General features: G+C 57.4%; 23 protein-coding genes and 1 other RNA gene. 16 read left to right on the forward strand and 8 right to left on the reverse strand.

Going from position 1 to position 20,446, the window contains the following annotated elements; translation table 11 throughout:
- Nucleotides 1-73 precede the first annotated feature (73 nt).
- Both AAGW23_RS15830 and AAGW23_RS15835 read right to left on the reverse strand, forming a co-directional pair.
- Nucleotides 74-511, reverse strand: coding sequence for a YtoQ family protein (locus AAGW23_RS15830; protein ID WP_342407321.1), 438 nt, complete (start codon nucleotides 509-511; stop codon nucleotides 74-76).
- 549 nt (nucleotides 512-1,060) lie between these two features.
- Nucleotides 1,061-1,501 (reverse strand): pilin, encoded by a 441-nt coding sequence (locus tag AAGW23_RS15835; protein WP_342407322.1) that lies wholly within the window; start codon nucleotides 1,499-1,501, stop codon nucleotides 1,061-1,063.
- A 226-nt stretch (nucleotides 1,502-1,727) separates the two neighbouring features.
- Here AAGW23_RS15835 and pilB point away from each other — a divergent pair, with 226 nt between their 5' ends.
- From pilB to yacG, 5 genes are all read left to right on the forward strand, one after another.
- Nucleotides 1,728-3,431 carry a type IV-A pilus assembly ATPase PilB gene (pilB, locus tag AAGW23_RS15840; protein ID WP_342407323.1) on the forward strand — a complete coding sequence of 568 codons (1,704 nt, stop codon included), beginning with the start codon at nucleotides 1,728-1,730 and terminating at the stop codon, nucleotides 3,429-3,431.
- Between the two features lies 1 nt (nucleotide 3,432).
- On the forward strand, nucleotides 3,433-4,650 hold the full coding sequence (locus AAGW23_RS15845; protein ID WP_342407324.1) for a type II secretion system F family protein: 1,218 nt from the start codon (nucleotides 3,433-3,435) through the stop codon (nucleotides 4,648-4,650).
- 2 nt (nucleotides 4,651-4,652) lie between these two features.
- Nucleotides 4,653-5,519, forward strand: a complete 867-nt coding sequence (locus AAGW23_RS15850; RefSeq protein WP_342407325.1) for an A24 family peptidase — start codon at nucleotides 4,653-4,655, stop codon at nucleotides 5,517-5,519.
- A gap of 355 nt (nucleotides 5,520-5,874) precedes the next feature.
- The gene (gene coaE, locus AAGW23_RS15855) at nucleotides 5,875-6,483 is read left to right on the forward strand and encodes a dephospho-CoA kinase (protein ID WP_342407326.1); all 609 of its coding nucleotides are present in this window, start codon (nucleotides 5,875-5,877) and stop codon (nucleotides 6,481-6,483) included.
- Nucleotides 6,480-6,677 carry a DNA gyrase inhibitor YacG gene (gene yacG / locus AAGW23_RS15860; RefSeq protein WP_148925090.1) on the forward strand — a complete coding sequence of 66 codons (198 nt, stop codon included), beginning with the start codon at nucleotides 6,480-6,482 and terminating at the stop codon, nucleotides 6,675-6,677. Before coaE ends, yacG begins: the two co-directional genes overlap by 4 nt.
- A gap of 40 nt (nucleotides 6,678-6,717) precedes the next feature.
- Here the strand turns inward: yacG and AAGW23_RS15865 are convergent, their stop codons facing one another.
- Nucleotides 6,718-7,410, reverse strand: coding sequence for an energy-coupling factor ABC transporter permease (locus tag AAGW23_RS15865; protein ID WP_159967253.1), 693 nt, complete (start codon nucleotides 7,408-7,410; stop codon nucleotides 6,718-6,720).
- Nucleotides 7,411-7,500: 90 nt separating this feature from the next.
- A complete protein-coding gene (locus AAGW23_RS15870; protein ID WP_342407327.1) occupies nucleotides 7,501-8,538 on the reverse strand; it encodes an NADP(H)-dependent aldo-keto reductase in 1,038 nt (345 codons plus the stop codon).
- Nucleotides 8,539-8,936: 398 nt separating this feature from the next.
- On the opposite strand from AAGW23_RS15870, the gene rplM reads away from it, so the two are divergent.
- The 7 genes from rplM to AAGW23_RS15905 all read left to right on the forward strand — a co-directional run bounded on the left by rplM (nucleotide 8,937) and on the right by AAGW23_RS15905 (nucleotide 13,765).
- A complete protein-coding gene (gene rplM, locus AAGW23_RS15875) occupies nucleotides 8,937-9,365 on the forward strand; it encodes a 50S ribosomal protein L13 (RefSeq protein WP_019342644.1) in 429 nt (142 codons plus the stop codon).
- 14 nt (nucleotides 9,366-9,379) lie between these two features.
- Nucleotides 9,380-9,772: a 30S ribosomal protein S9 gene (rpsI, locus tag AAGW23_RS15880; protein ID WP_021209313.1), complete on the forward strand. Its 393-nt coding sequence runs from the start codon at nucleotides 9,380-9,382 to the stop codon at nucleotides 9,770-9,772.
- Between the two features lie 251 nt (nucleotides 9,773-10,023).
- A complete protein-coding gene (gene petA / locus AAGW23_RS15885) occupies nucleotides 10,024-10,617 on the forward strand; it encodes a ubiquinol-cytochrome c reductase iron-sulfur subunit (RefSeq protein ID WP_148925087.1) in 594 nt (197 codons plus the stop codon).
- Complete coding sequence (locus AAGW23_RS15890) at nucleotides 10,617-11,828, forward strand: cytochrome b (protein WP_148925086.1); 1,212 nt, start codon at nucleotides 10,617-10,619, stop codon at nucleotides 11,826-11,828. The genes petA and AAGW23_RS15890 overlap by 1 nt, the downstream gene beginning before the upstream one ends.
- Complete coding sequence (locus AAGW23_RS15895) at nucleotides 11,828-12,637, forward strand: cytochrome c1 (protein ID WP_148925085.1); 810 nt, start codon at nucleotides 11,828-11,830, stop codon at nucleotides 12,635-12,637. The genes AAGW23_RS15890 and AAGW23_RS15895 overlap by 1 nt, the downstream gene beginning before the upstream one ends.
- Before the next feature lie 84 nt (nucleotides 12,638-12,721).
- Entirely contained in the window at nucleotides 12,722-13,339 is a 618-nt protein-coding gene (locus AAGW23_RS15900) for a glutathione S-transferase N-terminal domain-containing protein (protein ID WP_342407328.1), read from the forward strand.
- A gap of 12 nt (nucleotides 13,340-13,351) precedes the next feature.
- Nucleotides 13,352-13,765 (forward strand): ClpXP protease specificity-enhancing factor, encoded by a 414-nt coding sequence (locus AAGW23_RS15905; RefSeq protein ID WP_342407329.1) that lies wholly within the window; start codon nucleotides 13,352-13,354, stop codon nucleotides 13,763-13,765.
- A gap of 116 nt (nucleotides 13,766-13,881) precedes the next feature.
- Here the strand turns inward: AAGW23_RS15905 and AAGW23_RS15910 are convergent, their stop codons facing one another.
- From AAGW23_RS15910 to AAGW23_RS15925, 4 genes are all read right to left on the reverse strand, one after another.
- Nucleotides 13,882-14,460, reverse strand: a complete 579-nt coding sequence (locus tag AAGW23_RS15910) for a BON domain-containing protein (protein ID WP_342407330.1) — start codon at nucleotides 14,458-14,460, stop codon at nucleotides 13,882-13,884.
- Nucleotides 14,457-15,050 (reverse strand): phosphoheptose isomerase, encoded by a 594-nt coding sequence (locus tag AAGW23_RS15915; RefSeq protein WP_148925081.1) that lies wholly within the window; start codon nucleotides 15,048-15,050, stop codon nucleotides 14,457-14,459. The genes AAGW23_RS15910 and AAGW23_RS15915 overlap by 4 nt, the downstream gene beginning before the upstream one ends.
- Nucleotides 15,051-15,157: 107 nt before the next feature.
- The gene (locus AAGW23_RS15920; protein WP_342407331.1) at nucleotides 15,158-15,526 is read right to left on the reverse strand and encodes a YraN family protein; all 369 of its coding nucleotides are present in this window, start codon (nucleotides 15,524-15,526) and stop codon (nucleotides 15,158-15,160) included.
- Nucleotides 15,523-17,289 (reverse strand): penicillin-binding protein activator, encoded by a 1,767-nt coding sequence (locus tag AAGW23_RS15925; protein WP_342407332.1) that lies wholly within the window; start codon nucleotides 17,287-17,289, stop codon nucleotides 15,523-15,525. Before AAGW23_RS15925 ends, AAGW23_RS15920 begins: the two co-directional genes overlap by 4 nt.
- A 91-nt stretch (nucleotides 17,290-17,380) precedes the next feature.
- On the opposite strand from AAGW23_RS15925, the gene rsmI reads away from it, so the two are divergent.
- The 4 genes from rsmI to rsmH all read left to right on the forward strand — a co-directional run bounded on the left by rsmI (nucleotide 17,381) and on the right by rsmH (nucleotide 20,431).
- Nucleotides 17,381-18,286: a 16S rRNA (cytidine(1402)-2'-O)-methyltransferase gene (gene rsmI, locus AAGW23_RS15930; protein WP_342407333.1), complete on the forward strand. Its 906-nt coding sequence runs from the start codon at nucleotides 17,381-17,383 to the stop codon at nucleotides 18,284-18,286.
- A gap of 95 nt (nucleotides 18,287-18,381) precedes the next feature.
- An RNA gene (gene rnpB / locus AAGW23_RS15935) (RNase P RNA component class A) lies at nucleotides 18,382-18,740 on the forward strand.
- Between the two features lie 291 nt (nucleotides 18,741-19,031).
- Nucleotides 19,032-19,487, forward strand: coding sequence for a division/cell wall cluster transcriptional repressor MraZ (gene mraZ / locus AAGW23_RS15940; RefSeq protein ID WP_200636495.1), 456 nt, complete (start codon nucleotides 19,032-19,034; stop codon nucleotides 19,485-19,487).
- The gene (gene rsmH / locus AAGW23_RS15945) at nucleotides 19,484-20,431 is read left to right on the forward strand and encodes a 16S rRNA (cytosine(1402)-N(4))-methyltransferase RsmH (protein WP_342407334.1); all 948 of its coding nucleotides are present in this window, start codon (nucleotides 19,484-19,486) and stop codon (nucleotides 20,429-20,431) included. Before mraZ ends, rsmH begins: the two co-directional genes overlap by 4 nt.
- Nucleotides 20,432-20,446 lie beyond the last annotated feature (15 nt).

Consider the following 20,446-nt stretch of genomic DNA (forward strand, 5'->3'; position numbering starts at 1 on the left):
TTTGTGAGGCAACCGCATTGCTGGACAGTGAGTCGCGGGTTCGATCTGCGGGAGTTGCGACCCATCCGCGGCTTTACTGCACCACGTATTTCAAAATCTCCACGACCTGTTCGGTGGTGGTAGCCCAAGCCATGGCTGCCGCATCGACTTCCTTCAGTGGGTGCACGATGACCTCGTCATGCAGCGTGACATAAGGCTTGCCCAGCGCCGCGCAGTAACCGGCATCAAACGCCGCGTTCCACTGCTTGTACTTGTCGCCGAAACGCACCACCACGAGGTCCGCTTGCTGGATCAATGTCTTGGTACGGATTGCATTGACCTTGGACGACTTGTGGTCGCGCCAGAACGCATTCGGCTCGGCGCCGAGGCAATCGCCGGCGGCATCGCTGGCTTCATGATCGGTTACGGCTGAAGTAAATAGCACATCCAATCCGGCTGCGGAGGCGCCACGCTTGATCTCGTCGCGCCAATCGGTATGAATTTCGCCGGACAGGTAAACGGTAAAGCTCATGAATCCTCCAATGAGTCGGTGTCGCGCACGATTTGTCGCGTTAGCAAAGAGAGCCGATGCTAGCCCAGCAAAATGGCTGAGAGCCAATCGGAGTATCGAATCCGACGTTCGGGTGGTTGGTATGGTGCGGGGTTTGGCTGAAGCGCGTGCTACCCAAGCAAGACGACGGGAGAGCCTTCGGCGATTCCCTCTTCGGAAAGAGCCCCTGTGAGGTGGTGATCCGGGGTTCCGCCAGCGTAGGTTGGATTAGCCGAAGGCGTAATCCGGCGTTCGAGAGGGCGGCTGCGAATGCGGTGTGGGCTGATGCGCGTGCCCATTCGCGGTAACCGACGGAAGCGTCTTTGGCGATTCCATCCTATGGAGAGTGATCCGCCGTAACGATGGGCATCCATCGCCGAGGGGCGGAGGTAACCGCCCACAAACAGCAAAACGCCCCGCACGAAGGCGAGGCGTTCACTTTGCAATGGCGGGGGCGGCTTTTTGATGAGCGACGGATTACGCTTAGCTAATCCATCCTACAAGTTGATCCGCCTTACCGTGTTACCGTGATCAGCGGCAAGTTGCAGGTAGAAACTGATCGCCAACGGTGCTGTTGGTACATACCCAGGAAATCGAGCCGTTATTAACTGTAGGCGTCAGCACCAGAGTATTTGCGCCTGCTGTAGTAACTAAGGCAGATGCATTTCCGCCCAAAGTGGCGGTGATAACACCTTCGTCAACTGCGACTTGGGTAACGTAATTCCCGGTTACGTCAGTTGCGGCAGGAATGCCGTTTGTACCCGAGTCGACTCCTGTTAGTGCGCCGGTATCGGCAACTGCGTCTGCCACTTGGATTTTGAGGCCGCTAGCCAGGCTCAGCGCTTCTGAGACATGTGCCCGAGCCGTGTAATCCTGATAAGCCGGCAATGCCACCGCAGCCAAAATCCCGATAATCGCTACGACGATCATCAATTCAATCAGGGTAAAACCTTTTTGCATCTGAGCTTTCATGTGTTTCTCCTTGAAATGTTCAGGCAGTTGAGCCTGTTCTCCCTATTGCAGCCGGCGTGCCAACATTTCCAACCCACGATTTCCTGGGCTCCGCACAGCAATGTGAGCCATGCACGCTGCCTGGATTCGCGCCCTTCTGACAAATTTCGTCACCTGCGATGACGCCGTTTGGCACGCCTGGCTATCTGCGTTATAAGGCGGGCATTAATCCAGAAGAACCATGCCCATGACCGACAACGTTGCCCTTTCCGGGCTGGCCAAGCAGATGGTGCTGACCGGCCTGCTCGACGACAAGATTGCTCAGCAAGCGCAACAGCAGGCGGCGCGTAACAAGCTGTCGCTGGTGACCTATGTCGTGCAGAACAAGCTTGCCAGTGGCCGGGCAGTCGCCGAACTGGCAGCCGAACAGTTTGGTGTCGCGTACATGGACCTAAACGCGCTGGATAAGGAAAGCCAACTAAAGGACGTTGTGTCTGAAAAGTTGGCGCGCCAGCACCGTGTACTGCCGCTGATAAAGCGTGGACACAAGCTGTACCTGGCGGTGTCGGATCCGACCAACCAGCAGGCCGTATCAGATATCCAGTTCAGTACCGGGCTGACAACCGAGGCGATTCTGGTCGAGGACGACAAGCTCGGCTTGGCCCTCGACAAGTTCTTCGAAAGCGCGACCTCCGGCCTGGAGGATCTCGGTGATGTGGATTTGGACGGGGTTGACGTTCAAACCGTGTCGGATGATTCAGCGAATGATGATGCAGGCGAGGCCGCCGACGACGCTCCGGTCGTTCGCTTCGTCAACAAGATGCTGCTGGATGCGATTCGTGGCGGATCCTCCGACCTGCACTTTGAACCGTATGAAAAAGCATTCCGCGTACGGCTGCGTACGGACGGCATTCTGCACGAGGTCGCCCGTCCACCGATTCAGCTAGCGCCACGCATCTCTGCACGCCTAAAGGTTATGGCCGGCCTGGATATCTCAGAGCGTCGTAAACCGCAGGACGGCCGGATCAAAATGAAGCTGTCCAAGACCAAGGCCATCGACTTCCGCGTGAACACGCTGCCGACCTTGTGGGGCGAAAAAATCGTGATGCGGATTCTCGACCCATCCAGCGCGCAGATGGGTATTGATGCGCTGGGATACGAAGAGGAACAGAAAACGCTGTACATGAATGCCCTCAAGCAGCCACAAGGCATGATCCTCGTTACTGGCCCGACGGGTTCAGGCAAGACGGTGTCACTTTACACTGGGCTGAACATCCTCAATACGGTGGATGTGAATATCTCCACCGCTGAAGACCCGGTGGAAATCAACCTGGAGGGCATCAACCAGGTCAACGTCAACCCTCGCCAGGGCATGGACTTCTCCCAGGCGCTGCGCGCGTTTCTACGTCAGGACCCGGACATCATCATGGTGGGCGAAATCCGAGACCTTGAAACCGCTGAAATCGCTATCAAAGCGGCTCAGACGGGCCATATGGTGATGTCGACGCTGCACACTAACAGTGCCGCCGAAACGCTGACGCGTTTGCGCAACATGGGCGTTGCGGCCTTTAACATTGCCACCTCTGTGAACCTGATCATTGCCCAGCGGCTGGCACGCAAGCTCTGCAACACCTGCAAAAAAGAAGTGGAAATGCCGCGTGATGCCCTGCTAGAAGAGGGTTTCCCTGCCGATAAGATCGGCACCTTCAAGGTTTACGGCCCGGTCGGATGTGAAAATTGCAAAGGCGGATACAAGGGTCGTGTCGGTATTTATGAAGTGGTTAAAAACACGCCGGCATTGGCCAGGATTATCATGGAAGACGGCAACTCCATCGACATTTCCACCCAGATGCGTAAAGACGGCTTCAATGACCTGCGTACTTCGGCTCTCGTAAAAGCCATGCAGGGCGTGACCAGCCTGGAAGAAGTCAACCGGGTGACCAAGGACTAACATGGCGCAGAAAGCGGTAAAAACCAGTGTCTTCACCTGGGAAGGAACAAACAGGCAGGGCGCGAAGATCAAGGGCGAGCTAAGCGGTGTAAGCCCCGCACTGGTCAAGGCGCAGCTGCGCAAGCAGGGGGTTAACCCGCAGAAGGTGCGCAAGAAGTCGGTGTCGCTGTTCAGTGCTGGCAAAAAGATCAAGCCGATGGACATCGCGCTGTTCACTCGCCAAATGGCAACGATGATGAAGGCCGGCGTGCCGCTGCTGCAGTCATTCGACATCATTGGCGAGGGGTTCGATAATCCGAACATGCGCAAGCTGGTCGACGACCTCAAGCAGGAGGTTGCGGCGGGTAACAGCTTCGCTACCGCTCTGCGCAAGAAGCCGCAGTATTTCGATGATCTCTATTGCAACCTGGTTGATTCTGGCGAGCAGTCAGGCTCCCTGGAAACCTTGCTGGATCGCGTTGCGACCTATAAGGAAAAGACCGAGGCGCTAAAGGCCAAGATCAAGAAAGCGATGAATTATCCCATCGCGGTGGTGCTGGTTGCGATCATCGTGTCGGCGATTCTGTTGATCAAGGTGGTTCCGCAGTTTCAAGATGTGTTCGCCAACTTCGGCGCCGAACTGCCGGCGTTTACCCTGATGGTCATTGGTCTGTCAGAGGCCTTGCAAGCCTGGTGGCATCTGGTATTGCTTGGCCTGTTCGGCGCTGCTTACGCCTTTAAGACGGCTCACAGCAAGTCCGAGGGGTTTCGTAACTGGTTTGACCGATTCCTGCTCAAGATGCCGATCGTGGGTGACATTCTCTACAAGTCGGCGGTGGCGCGTTTTGCGCGGACCTTAGCGACTACCTTCGCGGCGGGTGTGCCGCTGGTAGATGCGCTGGACTCGGTTGCCGGTGCCACTGGTAACGTGGTTTTTCGCAACGCGACGATGAAGGTCAAGAGCGATGTATCCAGCGGTATGCAGCTGAACTTCTCCATGCGCACCACTGGCACCTTCCCGAGCATGGCGATTCAGATGACGGCCATCGGTGAAGAGTCGGGCTCTCTGGATGAGATGTTGGCGAAGGTCGCGACCTTCTACGAAGACGAAGTAGACAACATGGTGGATGGGCTTACCGCGCTCATGGAGCCAATGATTATGGCGGTATTGGGCGTACTGGTGGGTGGTTTGATCATTGCCATGTACCTGCCTATCTTCCAGCTTGGGGCTGTCGTCTAAAAATGGATGTGGTGTCTTTTCTGGCCAGCAACACGCTGGCCTTTGTTTTATGCGCACTGGTGCTGGGCTTGCTGGTAGGCAGTTTTATCAACGTAGTCATCCATCGCCTGCCGATCATGATGCAGCGGGACTGGCGTGCTCAGGCGCGTGAATATCTTGAGTTGCCCGTTGAGCCGACTACGACCTTCAATCTGATTCTGCCTAACTCTCACTGCCCGCAGTGCGATCACGAAATACGTCCTTGGGAAAACATTCCCTTGGTTAGCTGGTTAGCGCTGCGTGGCAAGTGCTCGTCGTGTCGTGCGCCGATCAGCCGTCGCTACCCGTTGGTCGAGCTGCTCTGCGGCCTCTTGTCCGCCTATGTGGCCTGGCATTTCGGCTTCTCGTGGCAGGCTGGGGCAATGCTGTTGCTAACCTGGGGCCTGCTGGCGATGAGCATGATCGATGTCGATCATCAGCTGCTGCCTGACTCCATTGTGTTGCCTTTGCTTTGGCTGGGCTTGATTGTCAATTATTTTGGATTGTTCGCGCCGTTGCCTGATGCGGTGTGGGGAGCGGTTGCCGGTTATCTAAGTCTCTGGTCTGTGTACTGGCTTTTCAAGCTCGTGACCGGCAAGGAGGGTATGGGCTATGGCGACTTCAAGCTCCTGGCGATGCTGGGCGCTTGGGGTGGATGGCAGGTTTTGCCGCTGACCATTCTTCTCTCGTCAGTCGTGGGTGCGGTGTTGGGAACCATCATGCTGCGCATGCAAAAGGCTGACAGCGGCACGACCATTCCCTTTGGTCCTTACCTCGCGATTGCGGGTTGGGTTGCGTTGCTCTGGGGTGATCAGATCACTGCAGCCTATCTGCAACTTGCCAGGTTCTAACGGCCTGGGCATTAGGGGTTGATCATCGTTTCCCCGCCCCACTATTTGGCCACTCCGTGGCAGTGGTGGGGCGATCGCGGGCTCCATTGACTGAGCAGCAGCTCGTTGCTGCTTGCAGTTGTCGCACAGCTTCTTGTGACCGGAAATGTTGAGTCCCTACGCTCGGGTGTTCATCTTCCCTTCAAGGTTCTACAGGCTGCGATGTGCTTTGTTGATGGGCATACCACCCTCTGTGAAAGCTGGCTTCGTCAGTTCTGGAGAGGTCGAGCGATTCTGCTGGGATTGACCTTGCGCTTGCATCCTTGCATTTCAAACGTTACTACTGCGCGTCGTTTAATCCTCGGGACGTTTTGTGATGAAGCCTTGGGTGCTTGGTTTGACGGGTGGTATCGGCAGCGGCAAGAGCGCAGTGGTGGAAGCATTCGGCCGCCTCGGGGTGCACTGGGTTGATGCCGACCATGCAGCGCGCTGGGTTGTCGAGCCAGGTCGGCCGGCTCTGGGGCTGATTGTCGATCGGTTCGGCGACGGTGTTCTTGCGTCCGACGGGGGGCTGGATAGGGCGGCACTGCGCGAGCTGGTGTTTCGAGAGCCGGAGCAGCGCAAATGGCTTGAGCAACTATTGCATCCACTGATACGCCAGGAAGTCGCTGAGCATCTCTCTCGGGCGACCTCGCCGTACGCGATCATGGTATCGCCCCTATTGGTGGAGTCCGGTCAGCACCAGCAGGTTGCGCGCGTGTTGGTGGTCGATGTGCCAGAGGCGCTGCAGTTGGAGCGCGCCATCCAGCGTGACCAATCCAGCGAAGCGCAGATCCGCGCCATTCTCAACGCACAGATCAGCCGCGAAGAGCGTTTGCGTCATGCGGATGATGTGCTGGTCAATGATCGGGACCGGGCCTGGCTGGAAAGCGAGGTCAAACGGCTACATGATTTTTATCTGACGCTACGAGGAGGTCAGGAATGAGTGCTACGGTTGTTGAATGCCCCACATGCGGCGCGCCGGTCGAATGGAGTGTGAAAAGTGCGAATCGCCCTTTCTGTTCGGAGCGGTGCAAACTGATCGACTTGGGTGCCTGGGCGTCGGAAGAGCACGCGATCCCAGGTAATGAGCTCGAGGATGATCTGTTCTCTGACGATATGCCGCCGCGCCAGCACTGAGGGCGCGTTCGCGTCGCGGCTGGCTAGCGCTACGGCTTACTCACATATCATCGTTGCTGTCGTCTTTCCACGGAGCTTGCAGGTAGCGACTGCGGTTGAATGTTTCCATCCAGTCCGGATAGAACACCACTAACGCACTGACGACCGCACCGTTGATAAAAGCCTCGGGAAACATCACCAGCCAGATGTACCCAGCGAAGTCGTCCAGCCAGGGCGGCATTGGATAGAGGCCGTCGATCAGCAAGATCCCGAGCCCTGCCAGGATGCAGATCAGGGTCGCGAGGCCGGCCGCAAAAAAACCTGAAAAGAATATATAGACGAATAGGTTGCGAGGCTGGGTGCGCTCCACGGCGATCGCGCAAGCTTCGGTGACCGTCACCGGTATCAATACCAGCAGCACGCCATTCAGGCCGAGGGCAACCAATTGCTGGTGGCCTGTGACCGTCAATCCAAGCTGGGCGACAAAGGCAGCGAGAATCGCCAAGGGCCAGTCGAGCAGTAACGTGACCGCAGTCAGTCCAATGAAGTGGAAAGACAAACCCGAATCGAAGTCTCGGCGGACCAACCAAAGCAGAAAGATCGCCAGGACCGCACCGAACAGCAGGTGCTGGCGCCGCGTATCGCTGAACAGCTCGACCCAGGGTGCACGCATGCAGGCCCATATCAGTCCGGCGGCATAGAGCAGCCACCCCAGCACAAGGCTGGTCGGGGCAAGCAATTCGGCAGCGATCATCTATGCGCCCCTTGCGCCAAGAGTTATGACTGGTGGCGCTGGCTGGGCTTGCGCGGTGCCGCCATTGCCGGGAGGTTGGTCCATGATTCCTCAGGGGGCGGGATTGGGTTGCGAGGTGTGAATGGCTTCTATGGATTCGAGTACTTCGGCTGACAAGCGCAATTCAGAACTGGCGAGATTGCTTTCGAGTTGTTCAATTGAAGTTGCACCGATGATGTTGCTGGTTACGAAAGGCTGTTGAGTTACATAGGCCAGGGCCATTTGTGCAGGGTCCAGTCCGTGCTCCCTTGCAAGCGCCACATACCGTGAGCATGCCGCCTGCGACTCCGGCTTGGCGTAGCGCGCGAAGCGACTGAATAGGGTCAGTCGTGCTCCGGCTGGTCGTGCACCTTGCTCGTATTTGCCGCTGAGCATGCCGAAGGCAAGCGGCGAGTAAGCGAGGAGTCCGCATTGCTCGCGCATGGCTATTTCGGCGAGGCCGACTTCAAAGGTCCGGTTCAGCAGGTTGTAGGGGTTCTGGATCGAAACGGCGCGGGGCCAACCTCGGGATTCGGCGAGTTGCAGAAACTTCATGGTGCCCCATGGCGTTTCGTTCGACAGACCGATATGGCGGATTTTGCCGGCTTTCACTTGCTGGTCGAGCACTTCCAGGGTTTCTTCGATTGGGGTGAAGTCTTGGTCCTGATGGTGGTAGCCCAGCTGACCAAAGAAATTGGTGCTGCGCTCTGGCCAATGCAGCTGATAGAGGTCGATCCAGTCCGTCTGCAGGCGCTGCAAGCTGGCGTCAAGTGCCGCAACGATGTGCTGCCGGTTCATTTTCAGCTTGCCATCGCGGATGTGGCTGATGCCGTTGCCGGGGCCGGCGATCTTGCTGGCCAGGATCCAGTCGGCACGATTACCGCGTGCCTTGAAGTAATGGCCTATGTAGCGCTCCGTGGTGGCATAGGTCTCAGGCTTAGGTGGCACCGGATACATTTCGGCGGTGTCGACGAAATTGATGCCTGCAGCTTTCGCGCGGTCCATTTGGGCGAAAGCTTCACTTTCATTATTCTGCTCGCCCCAGGTCATGGTGCCCAGGCAGAGCATCGTGACGTCAAGATCGGTACGGCCTAGTTGGCGCTTTTCCATGCAGTGTCCTTGCGGTTGAATAGATCTCGGGTTGGGATGGTAGCGCAGGCGATAAGTTTCCTGTTTCGCAGTGGTGCGGGGCTACCCGTCGCCGTAGGCGGCTACTGGCAGCAGCTCAATGATTTCGCCCCGACACGCCGTTTGCTCAGAACGGCCACAAGCTGCTTGCTATTTGGCTGGTAATCCGGATAATTCCGCAGCCTGTCGCCGGGGATGCCTAGCCCGTTGACGCAAAAACAAGGTAGGGGATGCCAAGCCTACCGAACACTGCCGTAGCGGACGCGCTGACCCGAGCCCCCGATAGCGTCTGTTTCCGGCTGTCCTGGTCTTGCCAGGGCGAGCACCATTCAGTAAGATTCGCCGTCTTATTTTCAGGGCGGCCCCTGAGGCTATAACGAATGAAGACTTTTACTGCTAAACCGGAAACCGTCAAGCGCGACTGGTTCGTCGTCGACGCTGCCGGCCAGACCCTGGGTCGTCTGGCAACCGAAATCGCTAGCCGCCTGCGTGGCAAGCACAAGGCGGAATATACCCCTCACGTCGATACCGGTGATTACATCGTCGTTATCAATGCCGAGCAAGTGCGTGTTACCGGTGCGAAAACCACCGACAAGATGTACTACTCTCACTCCGGTTTCCCGGGTGGCATCAAGTCGATCAACTTCGAGAAGCTGATCGCCAAGGCGCCAGAGCGTGTGATCGAGACCGCGGTCAAGGGCATGCTGCCTAAGAACCCGCTGGGTCGCGACATGTACCGTAAGCTGAAGGTGTATAAGGGTGCTAATCATCCGCATACCGCTCAGCAGCCCCAAGAACTGAAGATTTAACGGAATAGTTCATTATGTCGGCGACTCAAAACTACGGCACTGGCCGTCGTAAGACTGCAACCGCACGCGTATTCCTGCGTCCGGGTACTGGCAAAATCTCCATCAACAACCGTGAGCTGGACAACTTCTTCGGGCGTGAAACCGCTCGCATGGTCGTTCGTCAGCCGCTGGAACTGACCGAGACTGTCGAAAAGTTCGACATCTACGTAACTGTTCTGGGTGGTGGTGTGAGTGGTCAGGCCGGTGCGATCCGTCACGGCATCACTCGTGCCCTGATGGAGTATGACGAGACCCTGCGTCCTGCTCTGCGTAAAGCTGGCTTCGTTACTCGCGATGCTCGCGAAGTTGAACGTAAGAAAGTTGGCCTGCGTAAGGCGCGTAAGCGTCCGCAGTACTCGAAGCGCTAATTCAGGCTTCTCAAAAAGAACGCCCAGCTTCTCTCGAGCTGGGCGTTTTTTTATGGGCAGCTTTTCGCTCCTGCGACAGCTTGTCACGCGTAAGGTCCCGATTTTCGGGGCCTTAGGCAGGGTTGTATCCGGTTATTACCTTGTCACGAGAGGGGGTTTTCTTTACCATTTGGCGAATTTTTTCGCGGCTGTTTTTACGTAGTAGACGCCTGCTTTCGGTAGGCCATAAGAAACTGATGGGAGACGACTGAATGAGCAATGACGGCGTGAATGCTGGCCGGCGTCGCTTCCTCGTAGCCGCTACTTCGGTAGTAGGTGCTGCAGGAGCGGTGGGTGCCGCGGTCCCGTTCGTGGGATCGTGGTTCCCAAGTGCCAAGGCCAAGGCAGCCGGTGCACCGGTTAAGGTAAATATCAGCAAGATCGAGCCAGGCCAGCAAATGGTGGCCGAATGGCGCGGTCAGCCGGTGTTTATTGTTCGTCGTACCGAGGAGACGCTGACTAATCTGGACAAGCTGACTGATACGGTCGCTGATCCGAAATCGGAAGCGTCCGTGCAGCCCGCTTATGTTGATCCGGTCGTTCGGTCGATCAAGCCTGAGGTGCTGATAGTCGTCGGACTTTGCACGCACCTCGGTTGTTCCCCATCCTTCCGCCCGGAAGTGGCGGCGGCTGACCTCGGGGCTGATTGGCTTGGTGGCTATTTCTGCCCGTGCCATGGTTCGAAATACGATATGGCTGGCCGTGTGTACAAGGGTCAACCTGCGCCATTGAATCTACCGGTTCCCCCACACAGCTACGAAACTGACTCTGTGGTCATTATCGGCGTGGATCAGGAGAGCGCGTGATGAGCAAGTTCATGGAATGGGTCGATGCGCGCTTCCCCGCGACCAAGATGTGGGAAGACCATCTGAGTAAGTACTACGCGCCGAAGAACTTCAACGTTCTGTATTTCTTCGGCTCTCTCGCCTTGTTGGTTCTGGTGAATCAGATCCTGACCGGCGTTTGGTTGACGATGAGCTTCGAGCCGTCTGCAGAGGGTGCGTTCGCCTCAGTCGAATACATCATGCGGGACGTCGAATACGGCTGGATCATTCGCTACCTGCATTCCACCGGGGCGTCGGCATTCTTCGTCGTGGTCTACCTGCACATGTTCCGAGGGATCCTGTACGGCTCCTACCAGAAGCCGCGCGAGCTGGTCTGGATCTTCGGCATGATGATCTATCTGGCGTTGATGGCTGAGGCCTTCATGGGCTACCTCCTGCCGTGGGGTCAGATGTCCTACTGGGGCGCCCAGGTGATTATCTCGCTGTTCGGTGCCATTCCTGTTATTGGCGATGATCTGACGCAGTGGATTCGCGGTGATTACCTGATCTCCGGCATCACTCTGAATCGCTTCTTTGCGCTGCATGTGATCGCACTGCCGATCGTGATCCTCGGGCTGGTCGTGCTGCACATCCTTGCGCTGCATGAGGTGGGCTCTAACAATCCGATGGGCGTCGACATCAAGAAGACCAAGAACGAAGCCGGCGTGCCGCTCGATGGCATTCCGTTCCATCCGTACTACACGGTTAAAGATATCGTGGGTGTGGTGGTGTTCCTCTTCGTGTTCTGCGCCATCGTGTTCTTCTTCCCTGAAATGGGCGGCTACTTCCTCGAGAAGCCGAACTTCGAAGTGGCGAACGCTTTCAAGACGCCTGAACACATTGCGCCGGTTTGGTACTTCACGCCTTACTACGCGATCCTTCGTGCGGTTCCGGACAAGCTGCTTGGCGTGATTGCCATGGGTGCAGCCATCGCCGTCCTGTTCGTGCTGCCATGGCTCGACCGTAGTCCGGTCAAGTCGATGCGCTACAAGGGCTGGATGAGCAAGATTGCTCTCATACTGTTCTGTATCTCCTTCGTCATCCTCGGCGTGCTTGGTGTGCTTTCTCCGACGCCTGAGCGCACATTGGTATCTCGGATCTGTACTGCTATCTACTTCGGCTACTTCATCCTGATGCCGTTCTATACCAAGCTCGAGAAGACCAAAGTAGTTCCGCAAAGGGTGGCTGGCTGATGAAAAAGCAATTTGCTGCATTGATTCTTGCACTGGTGCCAGCCTTCGGTTTCGCCGCAGGTACTGGCGTACACCTGGATGAGGTCGATATTGACCTGACCGACAAGGTGGCCCTGCAGGACGGTCTACAGACCTTTACAAACTACTGCATGGGCTGCCATAGCGCGAAGTATCAGCGCTATGAGCGTGTTGCAACAGATCTTGGTATCCCCGAAGAGATCATGCTCGACAACATAGTTTTCACTGGCGCCAAAATTGGCGACCACATGAAGATAGGCATGAGCTCTGATGAGGCCAAGACCTGGTTCGGCGCTGCGCCTCCGGATCTGACACTGGTGGCGCGAGTGCGTGGTAACGACTGGCTGTACACCTACCTGCGCAGTTTCTACGAAGATCCTTCGCGCCCGTATGGCGTCAACAACACGGTATTCCCGAATGTGGGCATGCCTCACGTGTTGGCTCCGTTGCAGGGTCGTCAGGTTTTGCCAAGCAAGTTGCCTGAAGGCGAGTCAGTAGCGTGCAAGCAGGTTCAGATTGTCGAAGACGGCCGTAAGCAGTTCGACCCGCTAACCGGCACTCCGATCACTCACGAAGACTGCCATGCGATGACGGTTGTGCCTGGTACTGGTGAGCTGACTGAGGCCGAGTACGACGAGAAGATCAAGAATCTGGTGTCCTTTCTTGCCTACTCAGCTAACCCGGTCAAGTTGGAGAGCCAGCGCATCGGTACCTATGTACTGCTGTTCCTAGCGTTCTTCTTCGTGTTTGCTTATTTGCTCAAGCGGGAATACTGGAAAGACATCCACTGATTCTTTGCTTGTTAGCTGTACCCCGCGCGCGCCCTTATGGGCGCGCGTTTTTTTCTGTCACGTATGTTTTTAAGGAGGGACCCTATGGCCGCTACCAACCGGTTGGCCTGCTATTCCGATCCCGCCGACCACTATTCACATCGCGTGCGTTATGTGCTTGCTGAGAAGGGTGTAAGCGTCGAAATAATCGATGTTGATTCAGCTCACTGTCCGGTCAGCTTGACCGAGGTGAATCCGTACGCCAGCGTGCCTACGCTCGTGGACCGTGATTTGGCGCTTTATGAACCGAGCGTGATCACCGAGTATCTCGAAGAGCGATATCCGCACCCGCCACTGCTTCCCGTCTATCCTGTAGCAAGAGCGAATACCCGGCTGCTAGTGCATCGGGTGCAGCGGGACTGGTGCACTCTGGTGGATAGAATTGGTGATCGCCGTACAGCTGAAGCGGCTCGTGTGCAAGCGCGGAAAGAGCTGCGTGAGAGTCTAACGGGCGTGTCTCCCGTGTTCGCTGAAAAGCCTTTCTTCATGAGTGATGAAATCAGTTTGGTGGACTGTTGCCTGTTGCCTATCCTGTGGCGCTTACCCAAACTCGGAATTGATTTGCCGCGGGCGGCGAAGCCGCTGCTTGACTACATGGAGATCAATTTTGCACGCGAGGCCTTCCAGGTCAGTCTATCCGCCGTTGAGCGCGGCATGCGCTAAGAGGGGTTGTATATGACATCGAGTCGACCATATCTGGTGCGGGCGTTGTACGAATGGATCGTCGACAACGACTGCACGCCGCATCTTTTGGTCAACGCCGATTATGCCGGCGTTCAAGTGCCTGACGGTTTTGCCAGTGATGGCCAGATTGTCTTGAATGTGGCGCCCAGCGCGGTGCGTCAGTTGCAGATGGATAACCAAGCGATCAGTTTCGAGGGCCGCTTTGGCGGCGTTCCGCACAGTTTGCACGTCCCGTCTGAAGCGATCATGGCGATCTATGCAAGGGAGAACGGTCAGGGAATGGTCTTCGAAGTCGAGCCAACTCCGCCGGATGACGACACGCCTTCCGATGAGGTCTCAGCAGGAGCTGGCATCTCGTCACGCCCGACCCCAAGCGGGCGTCCTAGTTTAAAAGTGGTCAAATAAGAGCGGCGGCGAGGCCTCTAGGCCGCCAAGGTTGACCGGAAGGTCAGCCTTGGTGCGTTGGGAGTGTCGGTGGGCGTAAGGCTGCGTCCCCTGTTACGCTTCCGGGCCTCGGCTCTTTAATCGATATATTCGAACAGCTTGACGATCCGCTGCACGCCGGAAACGCCTTGCACCACGCTCGTTGCGCGATTGCCTTCCTGGCGTGTGACGAGGCCAAGCAGATAAACGATACCGTTCTCGGTGATGACTTTTATGCGAGAGCCGGGGACGCTCGCGTCTGCCAGCATCTGTGCCTTGATCTTGGTTGTTAGCCAGGAGTCATTGCTTCGTGCCAGGCCCGACGAGGGCTTCAATACCTGTACCTCGTTATGTACGCGCTTGACCCGCTGCACTGAGCTGGCGGCTTGTTCGGCGAGCTGCTTTAGCTCTGCGCGTGGCGTTTGTCCCGCCAAAAGCACCACCCCGTTGTAGCTGGCAACGACAATATGGGATGCCTGGTCGAGGTCGGGATGTGCTTTTGCGATATTCACAGCCGCTTTCGTTTCGATTAACGAGTCATCGATGGTGCTGCCGATCGTGCGAGTGCCACGATTATCGTCAATCGGGTCGTCGCGTGTGGCGGTGAGCACGGAGCTGCAGCCGGTGACGGCGAGGCACAGTGCGAGCGTAAGCGTATGCAGATGAACCGAAGTCATTCTTCGCTCCCAAAGAGTTGGTTGTCGATTAGGTCGCATAGGCAATGAATGGTCAGCAGGTGAACCTCTTGAATGCGTGCAGTCACCTTCGCCGGAACTCGTATTTCAACGTCTTCCGGCAGCAGTAGCGAGGCCATGCCGCCGCCATCGCGACCGGTAAGCGCTACGACCACCATCTCCCGGTCGTGCGCGGCCTGTATCGCCTGTATGACATTCGCCGAGTTGCCGCTGGTGGAAATCGCCAGCAGCACATCACCGGGCTGGCCCAGTGCGCGGATCTGCTTGGAGAACACTTCGTTGTAGCTGTAGTCGTTGGCGATGGACGTTATTGTCGAGCTGTCAGTGGTCAGCGCGATTGCTGGCAGGCTAGGGCGCTCTCGCTCAAAGCGGTTGAGCAGTTCCGAGGAGAAGTGCTGCGCATCGCCGGCGGAGCCACCGTTGCCACAGGTCAGAATTTTGCCTTCACTGAGCAGGGTGTTGACCATCACTTGCCCGGCCTGCTCGATGCTTGGTGCGAGCACTTCCATAGCGTTTTGTTTGGTTTCTATGCTGGCTAGGAAGAGCTGTCGTATACGGGATTGCATGTCCATCGGAAATAAACCTTCAGGTGACGGGCCGGGCTGCTTTAGCCGTGCCGCAAGGAGTCTTCGGTGTAGAGGTGATGTTCACGAGATGGTGAGAACCCAAAAGGGCATCTTTAACTATCGAAGGCATTTCGAATCCAGCTGGGGTGCGCTCCGCCTTCGGCTGAGCCCATGGCGACAACGTCGAAGCGACAGGGATGTTTTGCCCAGCAACTCTCCTTCAGCAGGAAAAGCTGGGCTGCCTTGATCAGCTTCTGCTGTTTGCGCAGATCCACGCTCTCGAGCGCGCCGCCCCATGCGGCGTGACGCCTGTATCGAACCTCGACGAATACTACTGTATCGCCATCGAGCATGACCAGATCAAGCTCGCCGCTGCGACAGCTCCAGTTTCGGCAGATCAGGCTCAGCCCGCACGTTTCGAGATGCCGTAGCGTGAGGTCTTCGGCGAGTTTCCCACTGATCTGCTTGCTGTTCGTTGTCAATAGGATGTATCCGGGAGCGGATGAACTTCGCCGTCGCGGAATTCGGCCCAAGGCAGTTCCCGTTCGATCCGGTGCTGCGGAGTCAGGCTGAGTGTGCCCGAAAGGCCTTCGAGTCGAGTATCCGGTAGCGCTAGAAGCTGGTTTAAGCGCGGTGCCAGCTGGTAGGCGTCAGCGCCCATTGCATACAGTCTGCCGAGACTGCCTCGGGCTTGCGGCCATTTGCGCTCGATTTCCTGTCGCAATGGCAGCTGTGAATCAAGCAGCCAGGGGGTTTCGGTAAAGCGGATGCCCTCAAGGTCCAGATACTGCGTGCGGTTATCTGTGGCTGCGTGAAGGTGAGAAGTAGCGTAGACGGGCAGGTCTCCAGCGTACTGGAAGATCAGTGTGGGCTTGACTTGTTGCGCCTGCTGCGGAGTCGCGGCAAGGAAGAGAAAGTCGATATCCTGGCGGCGCGATGGCTGCGCTTCATCGCCTGTTCCGTTGCTGCGTATCTGCAGCAGATCCGCTATCTGATTTGCCAGCTCGATGGGTTCGGCCAAGGGCTCTGCGGCGACTACGGTCCCACCTAGCTCCTGCCATTCCTGGCGGAAGGCCTCGAATACACGATTGCCCCAGTCGCCACGAGGCGTCAGAGCTACGGCACGGCGGTGACCGTCTGTCCAGGCTCGGCGAGCTACTTCGCGCGCTTCGTCTTCTGCCGCGAGGCCGAACTGAAACAGTTGCGGTGGCACCTTTTGGTTCGCGTCGCTGTAATTGAGGGCAAGAGTGGTGATGGGTAGCTGCTCGCGGTCGGCCAGCTGGCGGACCATGTCCTTTTCCAATGGGCCGATGACCAGCTCAACGCCCGCGGCAGACGCCTGGCGGTAAAATTCATCGAGCGAAGACATTCGGGTGCTATCGAATAATTCGATCTTGAGATCTTGCTGCCCGGCGAGGTGAGCGGCGAGGAACCCGTCGCGCAGCGCGCGCGCAACGCTGGCCAATGGGCCATCCATTGGGAGCAGCAACGCTACATGTGACAAAGGTTTGTCAGCCAGCTCTCTGAGTTTCTGCAGTGGCGCCGGCAGTCGTCGCGCTGCCGGATGGTTGGGGTTCTGCTGTAGCCAGGCATCGATCGCACGTTGCTGCTGGTTGAGGGTGCCGGCCTGCTTGACGGCTGCTGCCAGGTTTATCCAGCCGGTTAGATCCGTGTCTGTGTTCGGTTGCAGTTGGTCGATCGGCAGGCTCGATACAAGCGCCCAGATAGCTTCGTGGTTGGCTTCGGCTGCCTCGCCGCTTAACAGAGGGGCTATGAAGGTGCGTTCCCGAGCTGCGTCGAGAGGTTGGTCGTTCGCTTCGAATGCTTGGGCTTGGGCCAGCTGGGTTCGTAGCTGCTGGTCTATGGGCAGTTCTGCGAGGCGATCGAACGCAGGGTGCTGAAGCGCCTGCAGGGCGCCCTTGGGCTCGCCAGCAGCTAAGGCCAGCTCTGCTTGCAGGGTTTTCGCAAACATTTGCTCGGCAGGCATCAATTGATTGAGGTCGATCTGGCCGAGGATCTCTTTCGCCTGAGCCTGGTTGCCCTGCTGCATGCTCTGGTCGGCCGCAGACAGCCGCAGTGATGCTGCCTTGGCGGGGTCGCTGGCTTCGGCTTCTTTCAATAACTGCTGCGTTGATGCCTGTGGTGTTCTGGGTAGTTCACCGAGAGTGGACGACGGCGAGCTGGCGCAAGCCGACAGCAGAGCGGCAATGCATAAAAAGATAAGCGGGCGAAAGCGGGCCGTCATGTGTTCGTTCCTGAAAGGCGATGGCGGGTGTCGGCGGATTGTACCCAAGCATTGGCGGGGTCGCGATGTCGCCGCCCGTAAACGGGCTACAATGCGCGTTTTAGTGACTGAGGTAAGCTCTGTGACTGCGACAGGTGATGTGAATTCCGCGGTGGGTACGCTCTACGTAGTCGCCACGCCTATCGGCAACCTCGAAGATATCAGTGCGCGCGCTTTGCGCGTCCTATCCGAGGTAACGCTGATCGCCGCGGAGGACACTCGTCATTCGTCTCGGCTGCTGCAGCACTTCGGTATTACTACACCGTTGGCAGCGTGCCATGAGCATAACGAGCGAGATGAGGGTGGACGCTTCATCAGGCGACTACTGGCCGGTGACGATGTGGCGCTGATCTCCGATGCGGGTACGCCACTGATATCCGACCCTGGCTACCACCTTGTTCGCCAATCGCGTGCAGCAGGGGTGCGTGTCGTTCCGTTGCCTGGCCCCTGCGCGCTTATCGCGGCACTGTGCGCTGCGGGTCTGCCGTCTGATCGATTCATCTTCGAGGGCTTTTTGCCTGCTAAGCAGGTCGCGCGTCTCGCTCGTCTGGAGCACTTGCGGGATGAGCCGCGTACGCTGATTTTCTATGAGGCGCCGCATCGAATCCTTGCGGCGCTGGCTGATCTTGAGGCTGTGTTCGGTCCCGATCGGCTAGCTGTGCTGGGGCGCGAGTTGACTAAAACCTTCGAGACACTGAAGGGGCTTCCGTTGGGCGAACTGCGCGCTTGGGTTGAATCAGATACCAATCAGCAGCGCGGCGAGTGCGTGCTTGTGGTGGGCGGTTGGCAAGCGCCGAACGAGGATGAAACAGTCGATGCGAATGCCCGGCGGGTGTTGAGTCTGCTATTGGCCGAACTGCCGGTTAAGCGTGCCGCGGCGCTTGCCTCGGAGATCACGGGGGTCAGGAAAAACCTGCTGTATCAACTCGCATTACAAGAAAAGGATGCGAGCCAGTAAAGCTGTCGGATGATTGGCGGAGTGGTTCTGCCGCTTCGGTCGCCGGCTAGCCGCAGCTTGCAGCTCTCGCTGTATGCAAGTACTCTGACCGCCGGAGAGTCGATCGGACAGTCGCTGTCTCTTTTTGTTCCGCAAGAAGGGAGGGAGGAAAGTCCGGGCTCCATAGGGCGAAGTGCCAGGTAACGCCTGGGAGGCGCGAGCCTACGGAAAGTGCCACAGAAAATAACCGCCTAAGCGCTTCGGTGCCGGTAAGGGTGAAAAGGTGCGGTAAGAGCGCACCGCACGGCTGGCAACAGTCCGTGGCTAGGTAAACCCCACTTGGAGCAAGACCAAATAGGGATCCATTGGCGTGGCCCGCGCTGGATCCGGGTAGGTTGCTAGAGGCAGTCAGTGATGGCTGTCGTAGAGGAATGACTGTCCTCGACAGAACCCGGCTTACAGATCGACTCTCCGAATTCTCTCGAAACATCCCTCCTGTTTAGACCAAAAAATTCTTGCTCTTCATAAAGTACTTTAACTTCGAAGTGCAGGCTTTTGCGTTTGCTGAATATCTCTATTCGCTATCCCTTGCGGTTTACCGTTTATCTCCGTTTCGCTTGCTAAATTCCCGTCACATAAGGGTTTTTCCCGTCCGGCGTACCTTGACGGTGGGGCTGCTGCATTTCTATAGTGCGCACAAGTGGTAGAAAGTGGAATGAAGTGGGTATTTATGGGCATGGATAGCTAAATCAGGGGAAGCGCAGCCGTGTTTCGCGGAGCAAACGCCATCAGTCTCGATGCCAAAGGCCGGCTAGCGATGCCAAGCCGGTACCGTGACGAGCTCGTTTTGCGTTGCGACGGCCAGCTGATCATCACCATCGATGCTGTGGATCGATGCCTGGGGATTTACCCATTGCCTGAGTGGGAGCTGATCGAAGCCAAGCTTCGTGAGTTGCCTTCTTTAAGAGAAGAAAGTCGCCGACTGCAGCGTTTGCTGATCGGGAATGCGGTCGATCTGGAAATGGACGGCAATGGTCGCGTTCTGGTGCCGCCGCGTTTGCGTGAATACGCCGGGCTGGATAAGCGGGCCATGCTGGTCGGTCAGCTGAACAAGTTCAGCTTGTGGAACGAGGACGACTGGAACGCACAAGCAGATGCGGACCTGGCGGCCATCAAACAACCCGGTGCTTTGCCGGAAGAACTGCGTGATCTAATCCTGTGAGCCCTACCAGCAACTATAACCATGTCACCGTTTTGCTCGACGAGGCCGTCGCGGCCCTTGGCGTGCGTCCAGACGGTCGTTATCTGGATGGGACCTTCGGTCGCGGCGGACATAGCCGCCTGCTGCTACGGCAGCTTGGGCCTGATGGCTGTTTGCTAGGATTCGACAAAGACCCGCTAGCAATCGCTACGGGGCAAGCACTGGCGGCCGAGGATGGCCGCTTTGTCGTTGTACAGAGAAGTTTCGCAGAGCTTGGCGCGGAGCTTGCGCAGCGCGGCTGGACGGGTACGTTGAGCGGTGTGCTGTTGGATCTTGGCGTATCTTCACCGCAGCTGGACGACCCCGAGCGCGGCTTCAGCTTTCTGAACGATGGTCCTCTCGATATGCGCATGGACCCCAGTCGAGGGGTCAGTGCTGCTGAGTGGATCGCAACCGCCCACGAAGACGATATCTCCAGAGTATTCCGGGAATACGGCGAAGAGCGCTTTGCCAAGCGCATGGCTCGTGCCGTAGTGCAACGTCGTGCGGTGCAGCCTTTTGAGCGTACGGCTGATCTTGCACAAGTCATTACGGTGGCCAATCCCGCTTGGGAGAAAGGCAAGAACCCCGCCACACGGGCCTTCCAGGGGTTGCGCATTTTTATCAACAACGAACTTGGCGACTTGGAAGCAGGGCTCGAGGCCGCTCTCGAGGGGCTTGATGTGGGTGGCCGGCTGGTGGTGATCAGCTTTCACTCGCTGGAAGACCGCATCGTCAAACAGTTCATGCGTCGGCATGCGAAAGGCGAGGCCGATACGCTCCCGCGTGACCTGCCGATCATTCCTGAAAAATTCGTGCCTCGGCTGAAGCTGCTGGGCAAACCGCAATACGCGTCCACCGAAGAGGTCAAGGCGAACCCGCGTTCGCGCAGCGCCGTGATGCGTGTGGCGGAGAAGTTGCGGTGACTCAGCAGCGGCGCG

The sequence above is a fragment of the Stutzerimonas chloritidismutans genome, from assembly GCF_038562055.1.
Lineage (GTDB): Bacteria > Pseudomonadota > Gammaproteobacteria > Pseudomonadales > Pseudomonadaceae > Stutzerimonas > Stutzerimonas chloritidismutans_A.